This window comes from Pseudomonas sp. SDO5215_S409 (assembly GCF_054071325.1).
This window is the reverse complement of record NZ_JBSVWN010000022.1, coordinates 59,866-83,730: the sequence shown is the minus strand read 5'-3', so window position 1 is coordinate 83,730 and position 23,865 is coordinate 59,866. Positions and strand designations below refer to the sequence as shown.

Below are 23,865 nucleotides of genomic sequence, written 5' to 3'. Positions count from 1 at the left end.
GGCCACCACAGCCAAGCTGGTTGCGCTTCGCGCAACGCGCCATGCCTGGCGCACATAAAAAAACGCCCCCGACCGCAAGGCCGGGGGCGTTTTTCATTCAGCCTGAGTTAACTCAGTTCTTGGCTTTCTTGGCAGCGCGGGTACGCTCGCCTTCGTCCAGGATTTTCTTACGCAGGCGGATCGACTTAGGCGTGACTTCGCACAGCTCGTCGTCCTGGATGAATTCCAGTGCCTGCTCCAGGGTGAAGCGAACAGGTGGAACCAGGGCGATGGTTTCGTCTTTGCCCGAAGCACGCATGTTGTCGAGCTTCTTGCCTTTGGTTGGGTTGACGCCCATGTCGTTGTCACGGCTGTTCAGGCCAACGATCTGACCGTTGTAGATCTCTTGACCGTGTTCAACGAACAGCTTGCCACGCGCCTGCAGGGTTTCCAGGGAGTAGGTCAGCGCCTTGCCGGTTTCAACCGAGACCAGTACGCCGTTCTGACGGCCGGACATGTCGCCGGACTTCATGGTGTCGTAGCGATCAAAGATCGAGGTCAGGATGCCAGCACCGTTGGTCAGGGTCAGGAACTGGTTACGGAAACCGATCAAGCCGCGCGCAGGGATGTTGTATTCCAGACGTACACGGCCTTTGCCATCCGGCACCATGTTGGTCAGGTCGCCTTTACGCAGGCCCATCTCTTCCATCACCTTGCCCTGGGATTCTTCAGGGGTGTCGATGGTGACGTTTTCAAACGGTTCCTGTTTGGCACCGTCAACGACGCGGATGATCACTTCTGGACGGCCCACGCCCATTTCGAAGCCTTCGCGACGCATGGTTTCGATCAGTACCGAGAGGTGCAGCTCACCACGGCCGGAAACCTTGAACTTGTCAGCCGAGTCGCCTTCTTCAACGCGCAGTGCAACGTTGTACAGCAGCTCTTTGTCCAGACGCTCCTTGATGTTACGGGAGGTCACGAACTTGCCTTCTTTACCGCAGAAAGGCGAGTCGTTTACCTGGAAGGTCATGGAAACGGTTGGCTCGTCAACGGTCAGAGGCTTCATCGCCTCGACGGTGTCCGGGTGGCACAGGGTGTCGGAGATGAACAGCGATTCCATACCGCTGATGCACACGATGTCGCCTGCAGCAGCTTCTTCAACGTCTACACGGTGCAGACCGTGGTGACCCATCAGCTTCAGGATACGGCCGTTGCGTTTCTTGCCGTCGGCGCCGATGGCAACCACTGGGGTGTTTGGCTTGACGCGACCACGGGCGATACGGCCAACACCGATCACACCCAGGAAGCTGTTGTAGTCCAGTGCCGAGATTTGCATCTGGAACGGACCGTCACGGTCAACAGCCGGCGCCGGTACGTTGTCGACGATCGACTGGTACAGCGGGGTCATGTCTTCAGCCATGTCGGCGTGGTCCAGGCCGGCGATGCCGTTCAGGGCCGAGGCGTAGACGACTTTGAAGTCCAGCTGTTCTTCGGTGGCACCCAGGTTGTCGAACAGGTCGAAGATCTGGTCCAGAACCCAGTCCGGACGCGCGCCTGGACGGTCAACCTTGTTGATGCATACGATCGGACGCAGGCCGGCTTCAAACGCCTTCTTGGTCACGAAACGGGTTTGCGGCATAGGGCCGTCCTGGGCGTCGACCAGCAGCAGCACGGAGTCAACCATGGACATTACGCGCTCAACTTCACCACCGAAGTCGGCGTGGCCCGGGGTGTCCACGATGTTGATGTGGTAGCCGTTCCAGTTGATGGCGGTGTTTTTCGCCAGGATGGTAATACCGCGCTCTTTTTCCTGGTCGTTGGAGTCCATCACGCGCTCGTCGTTGAGCTCGTTGCGCTCCAGGGTGCCGGATTGACGCAGGAGTTTGTCTACCAGGGTGGTCTTACCATGGTCAACGTGGGCGATGATGGCGATGTTGCGTAGATTTTCGATCACTTGTGTATCTCGATCAGAGGATTCGGTGTGCTGACAGGTCGTGGCAGCGATTAACAGTAGAGTCAGGCCTTGCCGTTACAGCTTGACGGCAGAGTCGGGGGGCCGGTGACGCAGGCCACAGGCAAACAGCCCCGGGCTCTTAGCTCGGTCGATAAACGCGCACATTGGCATGCCCCTCACTGAGCAAATGGTGGGCATGCAGGCGACTCATCACGCCTTTGTCGCAATACAGCAGGTACTGACGGCTGTAATCCAGTTCCTTGAAACGCGCGTTCAGTGCATAAAACGGCAGCGTTTGCACGTCGACGCCAGCGATGTGGAGCGGGTCGTCCTCAGCGGCATCCGGGTGACGGATGTCGATGACGATCTGACCGGCCAGTGCTTCGCTGACTTCTTCGATCTGTACGTCCTGGCCCAATTCATCGATCACACGGTCGATCGGCACCAGTTTGGCGTTCTCGAGCGCACGCTCCAGAACCGCCATGTCGAATTCTTTCTCTTCATGCTCCACGCGGTGACGCTTGGCGTGGGTCTTGGGGTTCACCGAGATGACCCCGCAGTACTCGGGCATGTGCCGGGCAAAATTGCCGGTGCCGATCTGGTCGGCCAGGTCGATGATGTCCTGCTTGTGGCTGGCGATCAGCGGGCGCAGCACCAGTTTCTCGGTCACGCAGTCGATCACCGACAGGTTTGGCAGCGTCTGGCTCGACACCTGGGACAACGCCTCGCCCGTCACCAGGGCGTCGATGTGCAGGCGGTCGGCGATTTTCGACGCGGCGCGCAACATCATACGCTTCAATACGACACCCATATGACTGTCGTCGACTTTACCGAGAATTTCGCCGAGCACTTCCTCGAACGGCACGCTGACAAACAGCACGCGCTGGGAACTGCCGTATTTCTTCCAGATGAAGTGCGCCACTTCCATCACGCCCAATTCGTGTGCACGCCCGCCCAGGTTAAAGAAGCAGAAGTGGCTCATGAGGCCGCGACGGATCATCTGGTAGGCCGCGACGGTGGAATCGAACCCGCCCGACATCAACACCAGCGACTGTTCCAGCGTGCCCAGCGGGTAACCGCCGATGCTGTTGTGCTGGCTGTGGATCACAAACAACCGTTGGTCGCGAATTTCGATGCGCACTTCGATTTCGGGTGCTTTGAGCGAAATTCCGGCCGCGCTGCACTCACGGCGCAGCTTGCTGCCGACGTATTTTTCGACGTCCATGGAGCTGAACGGGTGCTTGCCGGCGCGCTTGCAACGCACCGAAAAAATCTTGCCGGTGAGCGCATCGCCATAGTGCTGTTGGCACTTGGCGGTGATGTCGTCAAAGTCGCCCAGCGGGTACTCGTCCACCTGCAGGAAATGCCCGATGCCCGGCATGCAGCTCAGGCGCTCGGTCATGTCTTTCAAGGCTTTGGGGTCGGTTACGCGGGTTTCCAGCTCGAGATTGTCCCACACGCCGTTCACCACCACGTCCGGGTCCAGGTCACGCAGCACCGTACGGATGTTCTTGGCCAACTGACGGATGAACCGCGTCCGTACCGGTCGGCTTTTGATGGTGATCTCGGGGAAGACTTTAACGATTAATTTCATGAAAACAGCGCGCGAAGGCCCGGCCGAAAAAGGGGGGCGCGGATTATAGCGGAAATCGCTCAAGGTTTAACCAGTTAATATGCAAACGACCTTGCGCGCACCAAAACGGGTCACGACCATAAATAAACGCTGCATTGCGGTGCGTAAATTATTCCGTTTCAGCGGATTGCACCGTTATAGGGGCTATTTTGAGGCAAAAAGGCCATGTTGGCGCACTGGCATGCAATTTGCTCCCTTGTGAGGCAGGTTGCCATCGTCGAGTATTCGCGCCGGCATCACCCACATTGTTAGGGCTAACTCCACTACCCCAGCCCGAAGCCACCCGGAGGACACCATGTCGAAGTCGGTTCAACTCATCAAAGATCATGACGTTAAATGGATTGATCTGCGCTTCACGGACACCAAAGGTACTCAACACCACGTGACCATGCCGGCGCGTGATGCGCTGGACGACGCTTTCTTTGAAGAAGGCAAAATGTTCGACGGTTCCTCCATCTCCGGCTGGAAAGGCATCGAAGCCTCCGACATGATCCTGATGCCGGACGACAGCACCGCCGTACTGGACCCGTTCACCGAAGACGCCACCCTGATCATCGTCTGCGACGTGATCGAGCCTTCGACCATGCAAGGCTACGACCGCGACCCTCGTGCGATCGCCAAGCGTGCCGAGGAATACCTGAAGTCCACCGGTATCGGTGACACCGTATTCGTAGGCCCGGAGCCAGAATTCTTCATCTTTGATTCGGTCAAGTTCAAGTCCGACATCTCCGGCTCCATGTTCAAAATCTTCTCCGAACAAGGTTCGTGGATGTCCGACCAGGACGTGGAAGGCGGCAACAAAGGCCACCGTCCAGGCGTCAAAGGCGGCTACTTCCCTGTTCCGCCGTTCGACCACGACCACGAAATCCGTACTGCCATGTGCAACGCCATGGAAGACATGGGCCTGGTCATCGAAGTTCACCACCACGAAGTGGCCACCGCTGGCCAGAACGAAATCGGTGTGAAGTTCAACACCCTGGTTGCCAAGGCTGACGAAGTTCAGACCCTGAAGTACTGCGTACACAACGTGGCCGATGCCTACGGCCGTACCGCGACCTTCATGCCTAAGCCTCTGTACGGCGACAACGGTTCGGGTATGCACGTTCACCTGTCCATCGCCAAAGATGGCAAGAACACCTTCGCAGGCGAAGGTTATGCCGGCCTGTCCGACACTGCCCTGTACTTCATCGGCGGTATCATCAAGCACGGTAAGGCCCTGAACGGCTTCACCAACCCGTCGACCAACTCCTACAAGCGTCTGGTCCCAGGTTTCGAAGCACCGGTAATGCTGGCCTACTCGGCGCGCAACCGTTCCGCCTCGATCCGTATTCCTTACGTGTCCAGCCCTCGCGCTCGTCGTATCGAAGCCCGCTTCCCGGACCCGGCTGCCAACCCGTACCTGGCTTTCGCTGCCCTGGTCATGGCTGGCCTGGACGGTATCCAGAACAAGATCCACCCAGGCGACGCCGCCGACAAAAACTTGTACGACCTGCCGCCTGAAGAGGCCAAAGAGATCCCACAAGTGTGCGGCAGCCTGAAAGAAGCCCTGGAAGAGCTGGACAAGGGCCGTGCGTTCCTGACCAAAGGCGGCGTGTTCAGCGACGACTTCATCGACGCTTACATCGAGCTCAAGAGCGAAGAAGAAATCAAAGTCCGCACCTTCGTACACCCACTGGAATACGAGCTGTACTACAGCTGCTGATCCGGTAGCGCCGCTTGATGCGGCGTGACAAAAAAGACCTCCTTCGGGAGGTCTTTTTTTTTGCCTGCCACAAAGGGCGAGCCCCACGCGCCCCGCACCCTTGAACGCGCCATTAATCCCATGATTTTCAGGTTGCTGAACAGATTGTACAAATTCGCACTATATTGGTGCGATAGCCTGCACCCTACCCACCATGCCACCCCATTTTGGTTCGAAAATTCCCGATCAGGCTGGCAGAACGCCACAATCTCGCACCAAAAACCCTTATTTCAGGGCCTGCGCGCTTCTTTTCAGAGCCTTGGTTTGGTTTTTGCATTTTCCTTGTATCAGCGTGTGCCTCAAGCCCGCGCCTTGCTCCAAAAGAGGTCCTGATGACCATTAGCGACGCACTGCACCGCCTGCTACTCGACAACCTGACCACCGCGACCATCCTGCTCAATGACGACCTGCGTCTTGAGTACATGAACCCGGCGGCGGAGATGCTGCTGGCCATCAGCGGTCAGCGCAGCCATGGGCAGTTCATCAGCGAACTGTTCACCGAGTCGGCCGAGGCCCTGAGCTCGTTGCGCCAGGCCGTGGAACAGGCCCACCCGTTCACCAAGCGCGAAGCGATGCTCACCGCCCTCACCGGCCAGACCCTGACCGTGGACTACGCCGTGACCCCCATCCTGAGCCACGGCGCCACCTTGCTGCTGCTGGAGGTGCATCCGCGCGATCGCCTGCTGCGCATCACCAAGGAAGAGGCGCAATTGTCCAAACAGGAAACCAGCAAAATGCTGGTGCGCGGCCTGGCCCATGAGATCAAGAATCCGTTGGGCGGGATTCGGGGTGCGGCTCAATTGCTGGCTCGCGAGCTGCCGGACGAGAACCTCAAGGACTACACCAACGTCATCATCGAGGAAGCCGACCGCCTGCGTAACCTGGTGGACCGCATGCTCGGCTCCAACAAACTGCCCTCGCTGGCGATGACCAATGTGCACGAGGTGCTTGAGCGTGTCTGCCAACTGGTCGAGGCCGAAAGCCAGGGCTGCATCAACCTGGTGCGCGACTACGACCCGAGCATTCCCGATGTGTTGATCGACCGCGAGCAGATGATCCAGGCGGTGCTCAATATCGTGCGCAACGCCATGCAGGCCATCAGCAGCCAGAACGAGCTGCGCCTGGGCCGCATCACCTTGCGCACCCGCGCCCTGCGCCAGTTCACCATCGGGCACATCCGCCATCGCCTGGTGACCAAGGTCGAGATCATCGACAACGGCCCGGGCATCCCCGCGGACCTGCAAGAAACCATCTTCTTCCCCATGGTCAGCGGGCGCCCGGACGGTACCGGGCTAGGCTTGGCCATTACCCAGAACATTATCAGCCAGCACCAGGGTCTGATCGAGTGTGACAGCCATCCCGGCCACACCACGTTCTCGATCTTTCTGCCACTGGAACAAGGAGCCCCCTCGACATGAGCCGTAGTGAAACTGTCTGGATCGTTGATGACGACCGTTCTATCCGCTGGGTCCTGGAGAAAGCCTTGCAACAGGAAGGCATGACCACCCAAAGCTTTGACAGCGCCGACGGGGTGATGAGCCGCCTGGCTCGCCAGCAACCGGACGTGATCATCTCTGACATCCGCATGCCCGGCGCCAGCGGCCTGGACTTGCTGGCGCGCATCCGCGAGCAGCACCCGCGCCTGCCGGTAATCATCATGACCGCGCACTCGGACCTGGACAGCGCCGTGGCCTCCTATCAGGGCGGCGCCTTTGAGTACCTGCCCAAGCCGTTCGACGTGGACGAGGCCGTGGCACTGGTCAAGCGCGCCAACCAGCACGCCCAGGAACAACAGAACCAGGAAGTGATCCCGGCCCTGGCCCGCACACCGGAAATCATCGGCGAAGCGCCGGCGATGCAGGAAGTGTTTCGCGCCATCGGGCGTTTGAGCCATTCCAACATCACCGTACTGATCAACGGTGAGTCCGGCACGGGTAAAGAGCTGGTGGCCCACGCCCTGCACCGCCACAGCCCACGGGCGGCCTCGCCGTTCATCGCCTTGAACATGGCGGCGATTCCCAAGGACCTGATGGAGTCCGAACTGTTCGGCCACGAAAAAGGCGCGTTCACCGGCGCGGCCAACCTGCGTCGCGGGCGCTTTGAACAGGCCGACGGCGGCACGCTGTTCCTTGACGAAATCGGCGACATGCCGGCCGACACCCAGACCCGCCTGCTGCGCGTACTGGCGGACGGCGAGTTCTACCGCGTGGGCGGGCACACCCCGGTCAAGGTCGACGTGCGCATCATCGCCGCGACCCACCAGAACCTGGAAACCCTGGTGCACGCAGGCAAGTTCCGTGAGGACTTGTTCCACCGCCTCAACGTGATCCGCATCCACATTCCACGGCTGTCGGACCGTCGCGAAGACATCCCGACCCTGGCCCGGCACTTCCTCAGCCGCGCCGCGCAAGAACTGGCCGTGGAACCCAAGCTGCTGAAAAACGAAACCGAGGAATACCTCAAAAACCTGCCGTGGCCGGGCAACGTGCGCCAGCTGGAGAACACCTGCCGCTGGATCACGGTGATGGCGTCCGGGCGCGAGGTGCACATCAGCGACCTGCCGCCGGAACTCTTGAGCCTGCCGCAAGACTCGGCACCGGTGACCAACTGGGAACAGGCACTGCGCCAGTGGGCCGACCAGGCATTGGCCCGTGGCCAGTCGAGCCTGTTGGACAGCGCCGTGCCGGCCTTTGAGCGGATCATGATCGAAACCGCCCTGAAGCACACCGCTGGCCGCCGCCGCGACGCCGCCGTGCTACTGGGCTGGGGCCGCAACACCTTGACCCGCAAGATCAAGGAATTGGGCATGAAGGTCGACGGCGGGGACGACGACGAGGGCGACGAGGGCTAACCCCCCTCCTCCCCACAAGGGAGCGGGCTTGCCCGCTCCCTTTTTTTTGTGCGAAGCCCAAGGCCGTGCACCGCTTCAATGCACCAATACCCGGCATCGAGCACAGGTTTCACTCCCCGCGCAGCCCGCTCCCCCGCAAAAAACGCGCACCGCAAACACACCAAAGCCCCGTATTCCGGGGCTTTGCGCTTTATGCAGAAATTTTTTGGCACAAACTCGTCACTCTGGCACGCGCCCTGCAATAACCCTGTCACTACCCAGTTTCGGGGACCTTGGTACAGGCAGGCCGAGAATCCCCTCTTTAATACCCGGGGCGCTTGATGCAGACAGCGTCGTGCCCCACACCCGTTTCGGGAACCTCGGTACAGGCAGGCCGGGGATTCCCTCTTTAATACGAAGTGGCTTCACCCCGTTTTGGGAGCCCTGGTACAGGCAGGCCGGGAACTCCCTTCTTTACACCCGGGGCTTATGTGGCACAGCGCCCATAGCCCCAGCCCGTTTTGGGAACCTTGGTACAGGCAGGCCGGGGATTCCCTCTTTTATTCTTCGCGCAGATGGATCTGCAGCCGCCAGCGGCCATCGACCTTCGCCCCCGACCACTCCCCCCGCAACGGCCGCGCCGCCACCAGGTTGAACAACACGCCTGCGTCAGTCTTGCGTACGCGCCAGTTCACGTCCTTGTCATTGAGCTTCAATTGCCCCGCTTGCGCCTTGCCCTGCGCGTCGAACAACAGCGCCACGGTGCCGTCGATGTGTTCGCCATGCAGCTTGGGCTCGGCGCTGAACCACACCAGCGCCCCGTCGCCAGCGGGCTCGACCTGCAGCAATTGAACGGGGTCGGGGGTGGTCAGCCGGCCAATCATCAGGCCCACCATCACCCCCACAATGGCCAATGAACCCAAAACCCGCGGGAATAGCTTCGGCCTGGGGTCTTCTTCAGGGGTAGAATGCTGCCCATCTTTGCCTGCGGAGCCGTGCATGTTTCACGTCATCCTTTTTCAACCAGAAATTCCGCCGAATACCGGCAACGTTATCAGGCTGTGCGCCAACAGTGGCTGCCACCTGCATTTGATCGAGCCCCTGGGCTTTGACATGGACGACAAGCGCCTGCGCCGCGCCGGGCTGGACTACCACGAGTACGCCACGCTCAAGCGCCATGCCGACCTGGCCAGTTGCCTGGAAAGCCTGGGCCATCCACGGCTGTTTGCGTTCACCACCAAGGGCTCGCAACCGTTTCATGACGTGAGCTTTGCCGAGGGCGACGCGTTCCTGTTCGGCCCGGAAAGCCGTGGCCTCCCAGCCGAGGTGCTCGACGCCTTGGCGCCTGGCCATCGCCTGCGTTTGCCGATGCGCGAGGGCTGTCGCAGCCTGAACCTGTCCAACACCGTGGCGGTTGCCGTGTACGAAGGCTGGCGCCAGTTGGGTTTCAAGTAACAGCCCAGCCGCTTGCAGCCAATAAAAAAGCGCCGATGACGGCGCTTTTTCATGCAGCAACGGTTTACTGAACCGTTGGCGCGCCTTCTTGTTGCATGCGCTGCAGCTCTTGGGCGTACAGGGCATCGAAGTTCACCGGTGCCAGCATCAGGGCCGGGAACGAGCCACGGGTGACCAGGCTGTCCAGCGTCTCACGGGCATACGGGAACAGGATGTTGGGGCAGAACGCGCCCAGGGTATGGCTCATGGAGCCTTCGTCCAGGCCCTGGATCAGGAAGATACCGGCCTGTTGCACTTCAGCGATAAAGGCCACTTCTTCGCCGTTTTTCACGGTAACGGAGAGGGTCAGTACCACTTCGTGGAAGTCGCCTTCCAGGGCTTTCTGACGGGTGTTCAGGTCCAGCGCAACGCTTGGGGTCCACTCCTGGCGGAAGATCGCCGGGCTTTTCGGGGCTTCGAACGACAGGTCGCGTACGTAGATGCGCTGCAGCGAGAACTGTGGTTGAACTTCGGCTGCTTCGGTGTTCTGTTGGTCAGTCATCGCAGATCCTTCATTAATCTTGTGTGTTCAGGGTTTAGGAGTCAGACGTGAAGCAGCGCGTCCAGCTTGCCGGCGCGCTCCAGGGCAAACAGGTCGTCGCACCCACCGATGTGCTGGCTGCCGATCCAGATCTGCGGGACCGACGTACGGCCGGCTTTCTGGGCCATTTCGGCGCGCACCTGGGGTTTGCCGTCGACCTTGATCTCGTCGAAGGCCACAGCCTTGCTCTTGAGCAGTTGCTTGGCGCGCATGCAATAAGGGCAGTAATCGCTGGAGTAAACGACAACCTGGCTCATGTCACTTCACCAGCGGCAGGTTGTCGGCACGCCAGCTGGCGATACCACCGGACAGCTTGGCGGCGTTGAAGCCGGTTTTGAGCATCTCGCGGGCGTGGGTGCCCGAATGCTGGCCCTGTGCGTCGACCAGGATGATGGTCTTGGCCTTGTGCTTTTCCAGCTCGGCCAGGCGGGCGATCAGCTTGTCCTGGGGAATGTTCAGCGCGCCCACGATGTGGCCGGCGGCGAAGTCCTTGGTGGGGCGCAGGTCCACCACGATGGCCTCGTCCTTGTTGACCAGCGCGGTCAGCTCGGCGGTGCTCAGGCTGCGGCCGCCGCGGCTCAGCTCGTGGGCGATCAGCAGCGCCAGCAGGATAACGAAGGCACCCGCGAGCAAATAGTGGGCAGTGGCAAATGCAATCAGGTGGTCGACCATCAAGGAGCTTCCAGGGCGTTAAAATGGCGGTAAGTATACACAGCCGTCAGGGGGGGCCAACCCCCGTAAAGCGGTGACGCCATCGGAACTTCGCTTTAAACTGCCACTCCCTTTTCCATGTCCTTCTTTTATTACTGCCGCGAGAGGATCTATGACTACCACGCCTAAACCTTTGGTCCTGATAATTCTCGATGGCTTCGGACACAGCGAAAGCCACCACGACAACGCCGTGTACTCGGCCAACAAGCCCGTGCTGGACCGCCTGACCGCCACCGTGCCCAACGGCCTGATCTCCGGTTCCGGCATGGACGTAGGCCTGCCAGACGGCCAAATGGGCAACTCGGAAGTCGGCCACATGAACCTGGGCGCCGGGCGCGTGGTGTATCAAGACTTTACCCGCGTGACCAAGGCCATCCGCGACGGCGAGTTCTTCGAAAACCCGACCATCTGCGCCGCCGTGGACAAGGCCGTGGCCGCGGGCAAGGCCGTGCATTTCATGGGCCTGCTGTCGGACGGCGGCGTGCACAGCCACCAGGACCACCTGATCGCGATGGCCGAACTGGCCTTTAAACGCGGCGCCGAAAAAATCTACCTGCACGCCTTTCTCGACGGCCGCGACACGCCGCCCAAAAGCGCGCAGTCGTCCATCGACTTGCTGGATGAAACCTTCAAGACCCTGGGCAAGGGCCGCATCGCCAGCCTGGTGGGCCGCTACTTCGCCATGGACCGCGACAACCGCTGGGACCGCGTCTCCCAGGCCTACAACCTGATCGTCGAAGGCCAGGCCGAATTCAACGCCGCCACCGCCCAGGAAGGCCTGGCTGCTGCATATGCCCGTGGCGAGAGCGACGAATTCGTCAAAGCCACCACCGTCGGCGAGCCGGTGAAGGTTGAAGATGGCGACGCCGTGGTGTTCATGAACTTTCGCGCCGACCGCGCCCGCGAGCTGAGCCATGTGTTCGTCGACGAAGGTTTCAAGGACTTCGAACGCGCCCGCCAGCCAAAAATCAGCTACGTGATGCTCACCCAATACGCCGCGAACATCCCGGCCCCGTCGGCCTTTGCCCCGGGAAGCCTGGACAACGTGCTGGGCGATTACCTGGCAAAAAACGGCAAGACCCAACTGCGCATCGCCGAAACCGAGAAATACGCCCACGTGACCTTCTTCTTCTCCGGCGGCCGTGAAGAACCGTTCCCGGGTGAAGAGCGCATCCTGATCCCGTCGCCCAAGGTCGCCACCTACGACCTGCAGCCGGAAATGAGCGCGCCAGAAGTCACCGACAAAATCGTCGACGCCATCGACAACCAGCGTTACGACGTAATCGTGGTGAACTACGCCAACGGCGACATGGTGGGTCACAGCGGCAACCTGGACGCGGCGATCAAGGCCGTGGAATGCCTGGACAGCTGCGTGGGCCGCATCGTCGACGCCCTGGAAAAAGTCGGCGGCGAAGCGCTGATCACCGCCGACCACGGCAACTGCGAGCAAATGTCCGACGAATCCACCGGCCAGGCCCACACCGCCCACACCACCGAGCCGGTGCCGTTCATCTACGTCGGCAAGCGCGACCTGAAAGTGCGTGAAGGCGGCGTACTGGCAGACGTGGCGCCCACCCTGCTGAAGTTGATGGGGTTGGAGAAGCCGGAGGAGATGACCGGGACGTCGATTCTGGTCTGACACAACTGCGGGGTTGCTCATTACAGGCAGCCCGTGAATAATGGACCCCGAGCGCGAAACCAGTTGCCTCCAGCGGCTTTAACTGGCGTAGGAACCCCGTAGGTGGCTGGATATCTGCGTAGGGTGAGACCTCCACACCCCGGCTTGAGGGTGTGTATATGAATATCAAGCGCGTAACTATTAAGGGCAGTTCGAAAGAACTGCCCTTTTCTTTGCCCGCTATAAAAGCTCATAACGTTTGTAGACGAGCTGGCCGTGCCGGTGCTTGTTCAAGGCCTTCGCGTCTGTCTGCATGAAATTCCAAAGCACATTGCCCGCTTGAATGTTGACGATCACCAACATCTGCCGCTTGGTTTCATAAGCACCGATAAATGCCAAGCGGGCCGAACCATCGCTGTAGGCCACCTGCCAGATCTCCAGAGGCCCCGTCAGCGCGCCAGAGGCTATTTGCCGGGGCCGACGAGTCTATTACCCACAAAAAGTCCGTGGCAGCAGGAGCATTTCAAGGCGTTTCAACCCAACTTGCCCCCCAGCCCGAATTGGGCGTTTTTTTTGCCGCCGGGGCCGGGCATACTAGACCGTCCCTTTCCCTGGTGTCGCCCGCCTCTATGCTTCGCGCCTTTATAGCCTTTGCTCTTGCATGCCTGCTCCAATCGGCGTTTGCCGACGAGCGTGCACAAACCCAACAACAGTTGGACGCCACGCGTCAGGACATTACCGAGCTTAAAAAGCTGCTCGGCAAGCTCCAGGAGGAGAAGTCCGGCGTGCAGAAAGACCTGCGCGGCACGGAAACCGAGATGGGCAAGCTGGAGAAGCAGGTCCAGGAGCTGCAAAAAGAACTAAAGAAGAGCGAGTCGGAACTGGAGCGACTCGACGATGAGAAAAAAAAACTCCAGAGCGCCCGGGTTGAGCAACAACGCCTGATCGCGATCCAGGCCCGCGCCGCGTATCAGAACGGCCACCAGGAATACCTCAAGCTGCTGCTCAACCAGCAGAACCCGGAAAAATTCGCCCGCACCCTGACGTACTACGACTACCTGAGCAAAGCCCGCCTGGCGCAATTGAAGGAATTCAACGAAACCTTGCGCCAACTGGCCAGTGTCGAGCAGGACATCGCCAATCAGCAATCGCAGTTGCAGGACCAGAAAGCCAGCCTCGACGCCCAGCGCGACGAGTTGGACAAGGTCCGCAAGGAGCGCCAGCAAGCCCTGGCCAAGCTCAATGACGACGTAAAGGCCCGTGACGCCAAGCTCCAGGCCCGTCAACAAGACCAGGCCGACTTGGCCAACGTGCTGAAAACCATCGAAGAAACCCTGGCCCGCCAGGCCCGAGAGGCCGAAGAAGCGCGTCAGAAAGCGCTGATTGCGCAGCAGGAAGCCGAAAAAAAGCGCCAGCGTGAGGCCGAACTCGCCGCGTCCAGCGACGCGCCGGCCCCGCGCAAACCGGCGCATGCCGCCCCCGGCCCGCTGGTTTCCAGCGCGGGCGAGTCCTTTGGTGGGCCTTTTGCTTCAGCGCGGGGAAAACTTCCATGGCCTGTTGATGGTCGACTACTGGCACGCTTTGGTGAAACCCGTGGCGACGACACCCGCGCCAAGTGGGACGGCGTCATGATCAGCGCCGCCGCCGGCAGCGCGGTGCATGCCGTGCACGGTGGCCGCGTGGTCTTTGCCGACTGGCTGCGCGGCGCGGGTTTGTTGGTGATTCTTGACCACGGGAATGGCTATTTGAGCCTTTACGGCCACAATCAAACGTTGCTCAAGGCCGCAGGTGATGTGGTAAAAGCCGGAGAGTCCATCTCCACTGTGGGTAACAGTGGTGGCCAGGCCACCCCGGCGTTGTACTTCGCAATTCGTCAGCAGGGCCGCCCGAGCGACCCCGCACAATGGTGCCGCACCCAAGGATAGGGTCGCATCTACATTAGGAGTTCGTTCGACATGCTGCATTTGTCCCGCCTCAGCTCGCTGGCCCTGACGATCGCCCTGGTGATCGGCGCGCCCTTGGCTTTCGCCGACCAGACCGCCCCGTCCGCCACGGCCGCAACCACCAAGGCCCCGTTGCCGCTGGACGAGTTGCGCACCTTTGCCGAGGTGATGGACCGCATCAAGGCCGCCTATGTCGAACCTGTGGACGACAAGACCCTGCTGGAAAATGCCATCAAGGGCATGCTCAGCAACCTTGACCCGCACTCGGCCTACCTGGGCCCGGAAGATTTCGCCGAGTTGCAGGAAAGCACCAGCGGTGAATTCGGCGGCTTGGGCATCGAAGTCGGCGCCGAGGACGGCAATATCAAGGTTGTCTCGCCCATCGATGACACCCCGGCCTCCAAGGCGGGCATCCAGGCGGGCGACTTTATCGTCAAGATCAACGGCCAGCCCACCCGTGGCCAGACCATGACCGAAGCCGTGGACAAAATGCGCGGCAAGATCGGCCAGAAAATCACCCTGACCCTGGTGCGCGACGGCGGCAACCCGTTCGACGTGACCCTGGCCCGCGCCACCATCACGGTCAAAAGCGTGAAGAGCCAGCTGTTGGAGTCGGGCTACGGCTACCTGCGCATCACCCAGTTCCAGGTCAAGACCGGCGACGAAGTGGCCAAGGCCCTGGCCAAACTGCGCAAAGACAACGGCAAGAAACTCAGCGGCATCGTGCTGGACCTGCGCAACAACCCAGGCGGCGTGTTGCAGGCAGCGGTGGAAGTGGTGGACCACTTCATCACCAAGGGCCTGATCGTGTACACCAAGGGCCGCATCGCCAACTCCGAACTGCGCTTTTCGGCCACCGGCAATGACTTGAGCGAAGCGGTGCCCATGGTGGTGCTGATCAACGGCGGCAGCGCCTCGGCCTCGGAAATCGTCGCCGGTGCCCTGCAAGACCAGAAACGCGCGGTGCTGATGGGCACCAACAGCTTTGGCAAAGGCTCGGTGCAAACCGTGCTGCCGCTGAACAATGACCGCGCGGTGAAGATCACCACGGCGTTGTACTACACGCCCAACGGACGCTCGATCCAGGCCCAGGGCATTGTCCCGGACATTGAAGTGCGCAAGGCCAAGATCACCAACGAGCAAGACAGCGAGTACTACAAAGAGGCCGACCTGCAAGGCCACCTGGGCAATGGCAACGGCGGCGCCGACCAGCCGACCGGCAGCGGCCCCAAAGCCAAGCCGATGCCGCAGGACGATGACTACCAACTGGCCCAGGCGCTGAGCCTGCTCAAGGGCTTGAGCATTACCCGCAGCCGTTGATATGCGCCTTGCTCTGATTCTGGCGCTGCTGTGCAGCCTGGCAGGGGTTGCCTACGCGGCCCCGGCCAGCGAGCCTCACAAAGCCTACCTCACCCTTATCATCGACGACCTGGGGCAAAACCTGCCCCGGGACCGCCGCGTGCTGAGCCTGCCCGGCCCCGTCACCACGGCGGTCATGCCCGACACGCCCCACGCCGCCGAATTTGCCCGCGAAGCCCACAAGGCCGGCAAGATCGTGATCCTGCACATGCCCATGGACCCGGCCACCGGCCCGTTCGCCTGGCACCCCGAGTTGCCCCTCGAAGAACTCGGCAAGCGCCTGGACGCCGCCTTCAAGGCCGTGCCCTACACCGCCGGTATCAACAACCACATGGGCAGCCGCATGACCGCGCAACCGGTCGCCATGGCCTGGTTGATGGCCGAGTTGCAACGGCGCAACAAGTTCTTTCTCGACAGCCGCACCAGCGCCAAGACCGTGGCCGCCGCCGAGGCGCAGAAGATTGGCCTGGCGAGCCTGTCCCGCGATGTGTTCCTGGATGACGAACGCACCGAAGCCGCCATCAGCACGCAACTGCAGACCGCCATCAAACTGGCCCACAAACAAGGTTCGGCGGTGATGATCGGCCACCCGTACCCACAGACCCTGGCGGTGCTTGAGCGCGAATTGCCCAAGCTGGCCCAGCAAGGCGTGGAGTGGATCGATATCAAGCGCATGATCAGCGTGCGCAGCAACCAGGCCACCGTGGCCCATGGCAAAAACGGCACGTATTACTGAGCCCGCAGCGTCACGTATGCACCCCCTCCCCAACTGGGAATTGGCGCCCACTGTTCAGCCTCCCGACTGAACAGGCCAATGCCCCATGGCTCACTTGATTTACAAAGACCTGAAGATCCATTTCACCAGCACCTTTTTGCAGTACTGGCACGACATCAAATTCCCCAACACACAGGCCGACACGAGCGTGAGCCTGTGGCGCCCCGACACACCCCACGGCATCAATGACCACTTTGCCCTGGGGGATTATTTAGGGCTGGGCGCCGCCGACTTCAACGGCACGCAGGTTGCCCCGGTGGTGGCCGACCTGAACGGCCCCACGGGTTCGGCGCTGCGGCCCCCGGAGGATTATGAACACCTGTGGTCGCACCCCTCGGGCTGCTCGATCTGGCGTCCCGTGCCGCCGCCCGGCTACGCGAGCCTGGGGTGCCTGGCGGGCAATGGCCTGCAAAAACCGGTGTCGCGCCGCATTCGCTGCGTGCGCGAAGACCTGGTCATCCGCTCCCGCGCCGGTGAACAGGTCTGGCACGACCGGAACTCCGGCGCCCTTACCGATTTTTCGGCCTGGAGCATCAGCCCGCCAGACCCTATCCCCTCAGAGCTGTTCTTTTCGCCCGGCACGTTTATCGGCACCCACGCCTACACGCGGCCCTCACCCAGCCTCAAGACCTATTCGCTGCGCACCCAGCTGACCACTCGATCACCGCTGTCCAGCACCGTGCCCCTGCTGAAAAGCCATGCACGGCCCCCCGTGACCCATCAAAACAAACACCCGCACATCACCGAGTTGCCTTGGCTGGCCATTAACGACCCGGAATTGTCCCCCGTGCAACAGGTCGCCCAGTCCCCGATCTATTACCTGGAGCGCACGGACCGCTATGTGCTGATCGAACATGCCTACAACGACACCTCACAGACTCAGCGCCTCACTTGGACAACCACCTACACCGAACAACTCAGCACAACCGACACCAAGACCGAAAGCGTCAAACTCGAGACAGGCGTGAGTGTCACCGTCATGGGGGTGTTCAACAGTTCGCTGAAGATGGAGAACACGTTCCTCAACACCCAGTCGCTGACCCGCGGGCAATCGACGAGCAAATCATCGACCGTGTCCTGCACCCTGGGCGCACACACCTCGGTGGCGGTGTACTACTTGAGCAGCCACTACCGGCTGCTGCGAACCAACGGCAGCCAGGTGCTGGGCGCGTTTACGCAGACCAACGAAAAAAGCCTGTTCTGGAGTGAGTACCCGCCGGGGAACCCCGGCGCTGTCGATATCCAGGTGCGCTAGAGGTAGCGCGCCGTGATCTGGTCCACCACGCCTTCCTGGCGGAGCTGATCCAGTGCAGATTGCAGCCGGGCGACGACGTCATCCGGCACGTTCCTGTTCAGCCCCAGGTACAGCTCGGCGCTGTTGAAGCGCAGCACGGTCTTGAGCCCCGTCACGCCTTCCTGCCGGGCCAGGTAACGTCCGGCAGGATCGCCGGTGGCCCACAGGTCGATCTGGCCATCCACCAATTTGCGGGCGTTGTCCTGGTCACGCAGCACGATGAGCGGCTTGAGCCCGCGCTTTTCCAGGCTCAAGGCGATCACGTCACCTTTGTACGCGCCGATCTTGTAGCCCTTGGCCTGCGCGATATCGCTCAATTGGATCTTGCTGTCGGCCTTGGCCAGCAGCACCCAGTCGTCCGGGCCGATGGGGCCTACCCATTTGAACAGCGCCTCACGCTCCGGCACGCGGGCCATCACGAACACCCCGTAGCCGGGGTTTTCCAGGGCGAGTTTGTACACGCGCTCCCAAGGAAATCGCAGGGTGAGGTTGTAGGAGATGCCAGCGCGCTTGAAGGTTTCGCGGACGATGTCCACGGCGATGCCTTCCAGGTTCTCGTCCTTGGCGAAGTTCTTGCCGTTTTTGGCCATGTTGTACGGCGGGAAATTTTCCGTCAGCAGCACCAGGGCGGCGTCAGACGGTTCTTGGGCATGGGCCGGGCCAGCCAGCAGAACGCAGGTGCTGGCAAGGGCCAGAAGCAGAGATTTGAACATGAACAGTACCGGAATCCATGGCAGGCACCAGAGTGCCGCGAGCCTGCCATGGTGTCCAGCGGCGTTTAGCGAACGGTGATACCGCGCGCCGCCATGTAGGCCTTGGCCTCGGGAACGGTGTATTCGCCAAAGTGGAAAATACTCGCCGCCAGCACTGCGCTGGCGTGGCCTTCAATCACGCCGTCGGCCAAGTGCTGCAAGTTGCCCACGCCGCCGGACGCGATCACCGGAATACCCAGCGCATCGCTGATGGCACGGGTCACGCCCAGGTCGAAGCCGTTTTTCATGCCGTCCTGGTCCATGCTGGTCAGCAGGATCTCACCGGCGCCCAGGCCTTCCATCTTCTTGGCCCACTCCACCGCGTCCAGCCCGGTGGGCTTGCGCCCGCCATGGGTGAAGATCTCCCAACGCGGGGTTTCGCCCGGGCCGGAGACTTTCTTGGCGTCGATAGCCACCACGATGCATTGCGAACCAAAGTGCTGCGCCGCTTCGCCCACGAACTCGGGGTTGAACACCGCGGCGGTGTTGATCGACACCTTGTCGGCACCGGCATTGAGCAGGTTGCGGATGTCTTGCACGGTGCGCACGCCGCCGCCCACGGTCAGCGGGATAAACACCTGGCTGGCCATGCGCTCCACGGTATGCAGCGTGGTGTCGCGGCCATCGACGCTGGCGGTGATGTCGAGGAAGGTAATCTCGTCAGCGCCTTGCTCGTCATAACGACGGGCAATTTCCACCGGGTCGCCGGCATCGCGGATGTTCTCGAACTTGACGCCCTTCACCACGCGACCGTTGTCGACGTCCAGGCAAGGGATGATGCGTCTGGCTAAAGCCATGGACTTACTCTCCGACTAAGAAGCTTCAAGCGCTGCGCTGCAGGTGCAAGCCCATCGGCTTTTACTCGCAGCTTGGCGCTTACACCTTGGCGCTCGCCCCGTAGGCATCGCAGTAAGCCTGGGCTTGCGCAACGTCCAGCGTGCCCTCGTAAATCGCACGGCCGGTAATGGCGCCGATGATGCCGGGGGCCTTGGCGTCCAGCAGCGACTTGATATCGCCCAGGTTGTGGATGCCGCCCGAGGCGATCACCGGAATCCGGGTGGCCGCCGCCAGTGCGGCGGTGAACGGCACGTTGCAGCCCTGCATCATGCCGTCTTTGGCGATGTCGGTATAAACGATGGCAGACACGCCGTCGGCTTCGAACTGCTTGGCCAGGTCGATCACCTGCACGGTGCTGATTTCAGCCCAGCCGTCGGTGGCGACGAAACCGTCCTTGGCGTCCAGGCCCACGATGACCTTGCCCGGGAAGGCGCGGCAGGCTTCGGCGACGAAGGCCGGGTCTTTCACAGCCTTGGTGCCGATGATCACGTAGCTCACGCCCGCTTTCACGTAGTGCTCGATGGTTTCCAGGGAGCGGATGCCGCCGCCGATCTGGATCGGCAGGGCCGGGTAGCGCTTGGCGATGGCCGTGACCACTTCACCGTTGACGGGCTGGCCTTCAAAGGCGCCGTTCAAGTCCACCAGATGCAGACGGCGGCAACCGCCCTCCACCCACTTGGCAGCCATGCTCACCGGGTCATCGGAGAACACGGTGGAATCTTCCATGCGGCCCTGGCGCAGACGCACGCAGGCGCCGTCCTTGAGATCGATAGCGGGGATAATGAGCATGCTGTTTCCTTTGTCCAAAGAGCTGCAAGCTGCAAGCGGTAGGCTGCAAGCAAGCACGCGTATCAGTTCTGGCAGCGTGAAGCGTTCAGCTGCTTTTTTCTAAAGACCACAAGTCGCTTTCGATGCTTTCGAACCGTTCTTTAAGGTGCGTCTGCACATCGAAAATCGCCCTGTTGTAATAGTGCGGCGCAATTTCAGTGGTAAACAGCTCAAGGAGCTCGGCCACCTCGAACGAGCCCAGCTTGAGCTCGAAGCGGTCTTCCATGAAACGCTTGATCTTGTGGGTGGCCTCACTCTCCTGTTCGGGCGTGAGGTTCAAGATCGGTGGCTTGCCCTTCTTGGCCATTACCGGCGCCCATTCCAGGTGGCGAAGTTCTGCAGCAATTGCAGGCCATGGGTATGGCTCTTCTCCGGGTGGAACTGCACGGCAAAGCGCGACCCCTCGGCCAAGGCGGCGGCAAAATCGACACCGTAATGCCCGCCACCCACCACCTGGCCCGGGTTACCGGCCGTGATGTAGTAGCTGTGCACGAAGTAGAAGCGCGCCATGTCCGGGATGTCGTGCCACAGCGGGTGGTCGACGGTGTGGCGCACCTCGTTCCAGCCCATGTGCGGGACTTTGAGGTGCTGGCCGTCTTCGTGCAGGTCCTTGCCGAAGAACTTCACCTGGCCTGGAAACACACCGATGCAATCGACGCCGTCGTTCTCTTCGCTGTGGTCCAGCAAGGCCTGCATGCCCACGCAAATGCCCAGGAACGGACGGTCCTGGCTGACCTCGCGCACCAGGCTGTCAAAGCCCAGGCGGCGGATTTCGGCCATGCAGTCGCGAATGGCGCCCACGCCGGGGAACACCACACGGTCGGCTTCACGGATCACCTGTGCATCGCTGGTGATCAGCACCTTGCCAGCGCCGACGTGCTCCAGCGCCTTGGCCACCGAGTGCAGGTTGCCCATGCCGTAATCGATAACGGCGACCGTCTGCATTACAAGACGCCCTTGGTCGACGGCATTTGCCCGGCCATGCGCTCATCGAGCTCCACGGCCATGCGCAGGGCGCGGCCAAAAGCCTTGAACACGGTTTCGATCTGGTGGTGAGTGTTGGTGCCGCGCAGATTGTCGATGTGCAGGCTGACCAGTGCGTGGTTGACGAAACCCTGGAAAAACTCCTGGAACAGGTCGACGTCAAAACCGCCCACGGTGGCGCGGGTGTACGGTACGTGCATCTGCAAGCCCGGACGACCGGAGAAGTCGATGACCACACGCGACAGCGCTTCGTCCAGCGGCACATAGGCATGGCCGTAGCGGCGGATGCCTTTCTTGTCGCCAATGGCCTTGGCAAACGCCTGGCCCAACGTGATACCGACGTCTTCCACCGTGTGGTGGTCGTCGATATGCAGGTCGCCTTTACTGACGATATCCAGGTCGATCAGCCCGTGACGGGCGATCTGGTCCAGCATGTGCTCAAGAAAAGGTACACCGATATCAAATCGGGCCTTTCCGGTGCCATCCAGGTTGATCGAGGCTTTGATCTGGGTTTCCAGAGTGTCGCGCTCGACGGACGCCTTACGTTCGGCCATCACCAGCTCCGCAAAATCATTGGGCGAAAAAGGCAGCCATTATAGGGGCGCGGGCGACAAACAGAAACATCGAAGGGGATAAGACTGACGAGTTGATTCAAGCGCCCCAGGATGGTGCGCATCGATCACGCCCACGCGGGGCGCGGGCGTGATCGCAGGCTGTATCAGTGGAACAGTACCGCGGTCTTTTGCAGGGTCACCCACACACCCCACGCCAGCGGAATACCCACCGCCAGCCAGGCGGCAATCGCCATTGGCACGGTGGCCGGGTTGGCTTTCCACTCAAGCACGGTGCTGGCATCGGCACCCTTGTCGTGGCCCAGCGCCTGCTCGGCGGCCAGTTCCGCGTCGGTCATGAAGTACTTGTCTGCCACCGGGCGGACCAGCAGGTTGCAGATGAAACCCAGCACCAGCAGGCCGGCGAGGATGTACAAGGTGATGTCATAGGCGTCGGCACGGGCCACGCCGATGCTCAGCTGATACTCACGCAGGTAGTTGACCAGCACCGGGCCCAACACGCCCGCCGCCGCCCACGCCGTGAGCAGACGACCGTGGATCGCACCGACCATTTGCGTGCCGAACAGGTCGGCCAGGTACGCAGGGACGGTGGAGAAACCGCCGCCGTACATCGACAGAATCACGCAGAACGCCGCCACGAACAGCGCCACGTTACCCAGGTGCCCCAGGTTTGGCACCAGCGCGTACAGGGCAAAACCCAGCGCAAAGAACAGGAAGTACGTGTTTTTGCGGCCCAGGTAGTCGGAGAACGACGCCCAGAAGAACCGCCCGCCGATGTTGAACAGGCTCAACAGACCGGTAAAGCCGGCCGCGATCGCAGCGATCGACGCCAGTTGCCCGGCATCCAGCTGGCCGAACGGCACGTCGACACCCAGCAGCTTGCCGCCAAACACTTCCTGCAACAGCGGCGAAGCCATGCCCAGGATACCGATACCGGCGGACACGTTCAGGCACAGCACCAGCCACACCAGGCGAAATTGCGGGGTTTTCCAGGCCACGTTCACATGCACGTGACGGGTGGTGATCATCGCACTGCTGGCTTTTTTCACCGGCGCGGTCCAGCCCTCAGGCTTCCAGCCGGTCGGCGGTACACGGTACGAAAGCGCGCCGCCGATCATGAACACGAAGTAAATGACGGCCATCACCACAAAGCTCTGCCACACACCCACGCTGGTCGGCGAGGCAAAGTGCCCCATCAGCGCGGCGGCCAGGGGAGCCCCCACCATCGCACCGCCACCAAAGCCCATGATCGCCATACCGGTGGCCATGCCACGCTTGTCCGGGAACCACTTGATCAGCGTCGATACCGGGGAAATGTAGCCCAGGCCCAGCCCGATCCCGCCAATGACGCCAGAGCCGATCCACATCAGCCAAATCTGATGGGTGTAGATGCCCAACGCCGAGATCAACAAGCCACCACACCAGCACAACGCCGACACAACGCCTGCCTTGCGCGGCCCGGCATGTTCCAGCCAGCCGCCCCAGATCGCTGCCGAGCAGCCCAGGAAGATGAAGAACAGGGTGTAGATCCAGCCCAGCATGGAGATCGGCCAGTCGCACTGGGACGAGAAAACCTGTGCGATAAAGCTCATGTCCGGCGCACATGCCACAGGGGCGGTGATACCCAGCGCTTTGGACAACGGCAGCCAAAACACCGAGAAACCGTACGCCATGCCGATGCACAGGTGGATGGCCAACGCGGCGGGCGGAACCAGCCAGCGGTTAAAACCGGGCTTGGCGATGATGCGTTCCTTGGACAGGAACGCAGGCTGTGCGGCAGTATGACCGGCCGCGGTGCTAGTGCTCATTGGTGTTTCCCCCAGTTATTAGTATGTGTCCGTCGGGCGCTCTCTCCCTCGGCCTTGCACGCAGAGCGTGGCCGTTCTTGTTGAGTAAAGCTCCATTTTGGCGCGACGTTTAGCCGCAGAAGGCGGACGAACCCACGAAGATTAGCATCTACGGATGACAGAAAAACCAAACTGACATCACCTTTTTTGCGATATCTGTTTTGTTTGACGCC

At 61.2% G+C, this 23,865-nt stretch carries 23 protein-coding genes; 9 read left to right on the top strand and 14 right to left on the bottom strand.

What is annotated here, in order from left to right:
- Positions 1 to 112: 112 nt before the first annotated feature.
- Positions 113 to 1,933: a translational GTPase TypA gene (gene typA, locus ACW9H9_RS13785; protein ID WP_457343752.1), complete on the bottom strand. Its 1,821-nt coding sequence runs from the start codon at positions 1,931 to 1,933 to the stop codon at positions 113 to 115.
- A gap of 139 nt (positions 1,934 to 2,072) precedes the next feature.
- On the bottom strand, positions 2,073 to 3,527 hold the full coding sequence (gene thiI, locus ACW9H9_RS13780) for a tRNA uracil 4-sulfurtransferase ThiI (protein ID WP_457343751.1): 1,455 nt from the start codon (positions 3,525 to 3,527) through the stop codon (positions 2,073 to 2,075).
- A gap of 334 nt (positions 3,528 to 3,861) precedes the next feature.
- Between thiI and glnA the strand changes: the two genes are divergently transcribed.
- The 3 genes from glnA (at position 3,862) to ntrC (ending at position 8,158) form a co-directional block, all read left to right on the top strand.
- Positions 3,862 to 5,268, top strand: a complete 1,407-nt coding sequence (gene glnA, locus ACW9H9_RS13775; protein ID WP_457343750.1) for a glutamate--ammonia ligase — start codon at positions 3,862 to 3,864, stop codon at positions 5,266 to 5,268.
- Between the two features lie 371 nt (positions 5,269 to 5,639).
- A complete protein-coding gene (gene glnL, locus ACW9H9_RS13770) occupies positions 5,640 to 6,725 on the top strand; it encodes a nitrogen regulation protein NR(II) (RefSeq protein ID WP_457343749.1) in 1,086 nt (361 codons plus the stop codon).
- On the top strand, positions 6,722 to 8,158 hold the full coding sequence (gene ntrC, locus ACW9H9_RS13765; RefSeq protein ID WP_457343748.1) for a nitrogen regulation protein NR(I): 1,437 nt from the start codon (positions 6,722 to 6,724) through the stop codon (positions 8,156 to 8,158). The genes glnL and ntrC overlap by 4 nt, the downstream gene beginning before the upstream one ends.
- Positions 8,159 to 8,697: 539 nt before the next feature.
- Here the strand turns inward: ntrC and ACW9H9_RS13760 are convergent.
- Positions 8,698 to 9,138, bottom strand: a complete 441-nt coding sequence (locus tag ACW9H9_RS13760) for a hypothetical protein (protein ID WP_457343747.1) — start codon at positions 9,136 to 9,138, stop codon at positions 8,698 to 8,700.
- Between ACW9H9_RS13760 and ACW9H9_RS13755 the strand changes: the two genes are divergently transcribed.
- On the top strand, positions 9,137 to 9,592 hold the full coding sequence (locus tag ACW9H9_RS13755) for a tRNA (cytidine(34)-2'-O)-methyltransferase (RefSeq protein ID WP_457343746.1): 456 nt from the start codon (positions 9,137 to 9,139) through the stop codon (positions 9,590 to 9,592). The two genes, ACW9H9_RS13760 and ACW9H9_RS13755, sit on opposite strands and share 2 nt — an antisense overlap.
- A gap of 64 nt (positions 9,593 to 9,656) precedes the next feature.
- Here the strand turns inward: ACW9H9_RS13755 and secB are convergent, their stop codons facing one another.
- The 3 genes from secB to ACW9H9_RS13740 are packed head-to-tail and all read right to left on the bottom strand — an operon-like array spanning position 9,657 to position 10,844.
- The gene (gene secB / locus ACW9H9_RS13750) at positions 9,657 to 10,133 is read right to left on the bottom strand and encodes a protein-export chaperone SecB (protein ID WP_457343745.1); all 477 of its coding nucleotides are present in this window, start codon (positions 10,131 to 10,133) and stop codon (positions 9,657 to 9,659) included.
- 41 nt (positions 10,134 to 10,174) lie between these two features.
- Positions 10,175 to 10,429: a glutaredoxin 3 gene (gene grxC, locus ACW9H9_RS13745; RefSeq protein WP_457343744.1), complete on the bottom strand. Its 255-nt coding sequence runs from the start codon at positions 10,427 to 10,429 to the stop codon at positions 10,175 to 10,177.
- Between the two features lies 1 nt (position 10,430).
- Positions 10,431 to 10,844 (bottom strand): rhodanese-like domain-containing protein, encoded by a 414-nt coding sequence (locus ACW9H9_RS13740; protein WP_457343743.1) that lies wholly within the window; start codon positions 10,842 to 10,844, stop codon positions 10,431 to 10,433.
- A gap of 151 nt (positions 10,845 to 10,995) precedes the next feature.
- Between ACW9H9_RS13740 and gpmI the strand changes: the two genes are divergently transcribed.
- Positions 10,996 to 12,522 (top strand): 2,3-bisphosphoglycerate-independent phosphoglycerate mutase, encoded by a 1,527-nt coding sequence (gene gpmI, locus ACW9H9_RS13735; RefSeq protein WP_457343742.1) that lies wholly within the window; start codon positions 10,996 to 10,998, stop codon positions 12,520 to 12,522.
- A gap of 219 nt (positions 12,523 to 12,741) precedes the next feature.
- Here the strand turns inward: gpmI and ACW9H9_RS13730 are convergent, their stop codons facing one another.
- Positions 12,742 to 12,927, bottom strand: a complete 186-nt coding sequence (locus ACW9H9_RS13730; protein WP_457343741.1) for a hypothetical protein — start codon at positions 12,925 to 12,927, stop codon at positions 12,742 to 12,744.
- Positions 12,928 to 13,130: 203 nt separating this feature from the next.
- Here ACW9H9_RS13730 and ACW9H9_RS13725 point away from each other — a divergent pair, with 203 nt between their 5' ends.
- The 4 genes from ACW9H9_RS13725 (at position 13,131) to ACW9H9_RS13710 (ending at position 17,833) form a co-directional block, all read left to right on the top strand.
- Complete coding sequence (locus ACW9H9_RS13725) at positions 13,131 to 14,426, top strand: murein hydrolase activator EnvC family protein (RefSeq protein ID WP_457343740.1); 1,296 nt, start codon at positions 13,131 to 13,133, stop codon at positions 14,424 to 14,426.
- Between the two features lie 30 nt (positions 14,427 to 14,456).
- On the top strand, positions 14,457 to 15,764 hold the full coding sequence (locus ACW9H9_RS13720; RefSeq protein ID WP_457343739.1) for a S41 family peptidase: 1,308 nt from the start codon (positions 14,457 to 14,459) through the stop codon (positions 15,762 to 15,764).
- Position 15,765: 1 nt separating this feature from the next.
- Positions 15,766 to 16,539, top strand: a complete 774-nt coding sequence (locus ACW9H9_RS13715; RefSeq protein ID WP_457343738.1) for a divergent polysaccharide deacetylase family protein — start codon at positions 15,766 to 15,768, stop codon at positions 16,537 to 16,539.
- 85 nt (positions 16,540 to 16,624) lie between these two features.
- Entirely contained in the window at positions 16,625 to 17,833 is a 1,209-nt protein-coding gene (locus ACW9H9_RS13710; protein ID WP_457343737.1) for a Vps62-related protein, read from the top strand.
- On the opposite strand, the gene ACW9H9_RS13705 is transcribed toward ACW9H9_RS13710, so the two are convergent.
- The 7 genes from ACW9H9_RS13705 to ACW9H9_RS13675 all read right to left on the bottom strand — a co-directional run bounded on the left by ACW9H9_RS13705 (position 17,830) and on the right by ACW9H9_RS13675 (position 23,653).
- Positions 17,830 to 18,585 (bottom strand): substrate-binding periplasmic protein, encoded by a 756-nt coding sequence (locus tag ACW9H9_RS13705; RefSeq protein WP_457343736.1) that lies wholly within the window; start codon positions 18,583 to 18,585, stop codon positions 17,830 to 17,832. The genes ACW9H9_RS13710 and ACW9H9_RS13705 overlap by 4 nt on opposite strands.
- Positions 18,586 to 18,650: 65 nt before the next feature.
- Complete coding sequence (gene hisF / locus ACW9H9_RS13700; protein ID WP_457343735.1) at positions 18,651 to 19,421, bottom strand: imidazole glycerol phosphate synthase subunit HisF; 771 nt, start codon at positions 19,419 to 19,421, stop codon at positions 18,651 to 18,653.
- A gap of 79 nt (positions 19,422 to 19,500) precedes the next feature.
- On the bottom strand, positions 19,501 to 20,250 hold the full coding sequence (gene hisA, locus ACW9H9_RS13695; protein ID WP_457343734.1) for a 1-(5-phosphoribosyl)-5-[(5-phosphoribosylamino)methylideneamino]imidazole-4-carboxamide isomerase: 750 nt from the start codon (positions 20,248 to 20,250) through the stop codon (positions 19,501 to 19,503).
- Positions 20,251 to 20,335: 85 nt separating this feature from the next.
- Entirely contained in the window at positions 20,336 to 20,596 is a 261-nt protein-coding gene (locus tag ACW9H9_RS13690; RefSeq protein ID WP_457343733.1) for a DUF2164 domain-containing protein, read from the bottom strand.
- Positions 20,596 to 21,234: an imidazole glycerol phosphate synthase subunit HisH gene (gene hisH / locus ACW9H9_RS13685; protein ID WP_457343732.1), complete on the bottom strand. Its 639-nt coding sequence runs from the start codon at positions 21,232 to 21,234 to the stop codon at positions 20,596 to 20,598. The genes ACW9H9_RS13690 and hisH overlap by 1 nt, the downstream gene beginning before the upstream one ends.
- Entirely contained in the window at positions 21,234 to 21,827 is a 594-nt protein-coding gene (gene hisB, locus ACW9H9_RS13680; RefSeq protein ID WP_017849940.1) for an imidazoleglycerol-phosphate dehydratase HisB, read from the bottom strand. Before hisB ends, hisH begins: the two co-directional genes overlap by 1 nt.
- Positions 21,828 to 21,991: 164 nt before the next feature.
- Complete coding sequence (locus ACW9H9_RS13675) at positions 21,992 to 23,653, bottom strand: OFA family MFS transporter (RefSeq protein ID WP_457343731.1); 1,662 nt, start codon at positions 23,651 to 23,653, stop codon at positions 21,992 to 21,994.
- Positions 23,654 to 23,865: the final 212 nt, after the last annotated feature.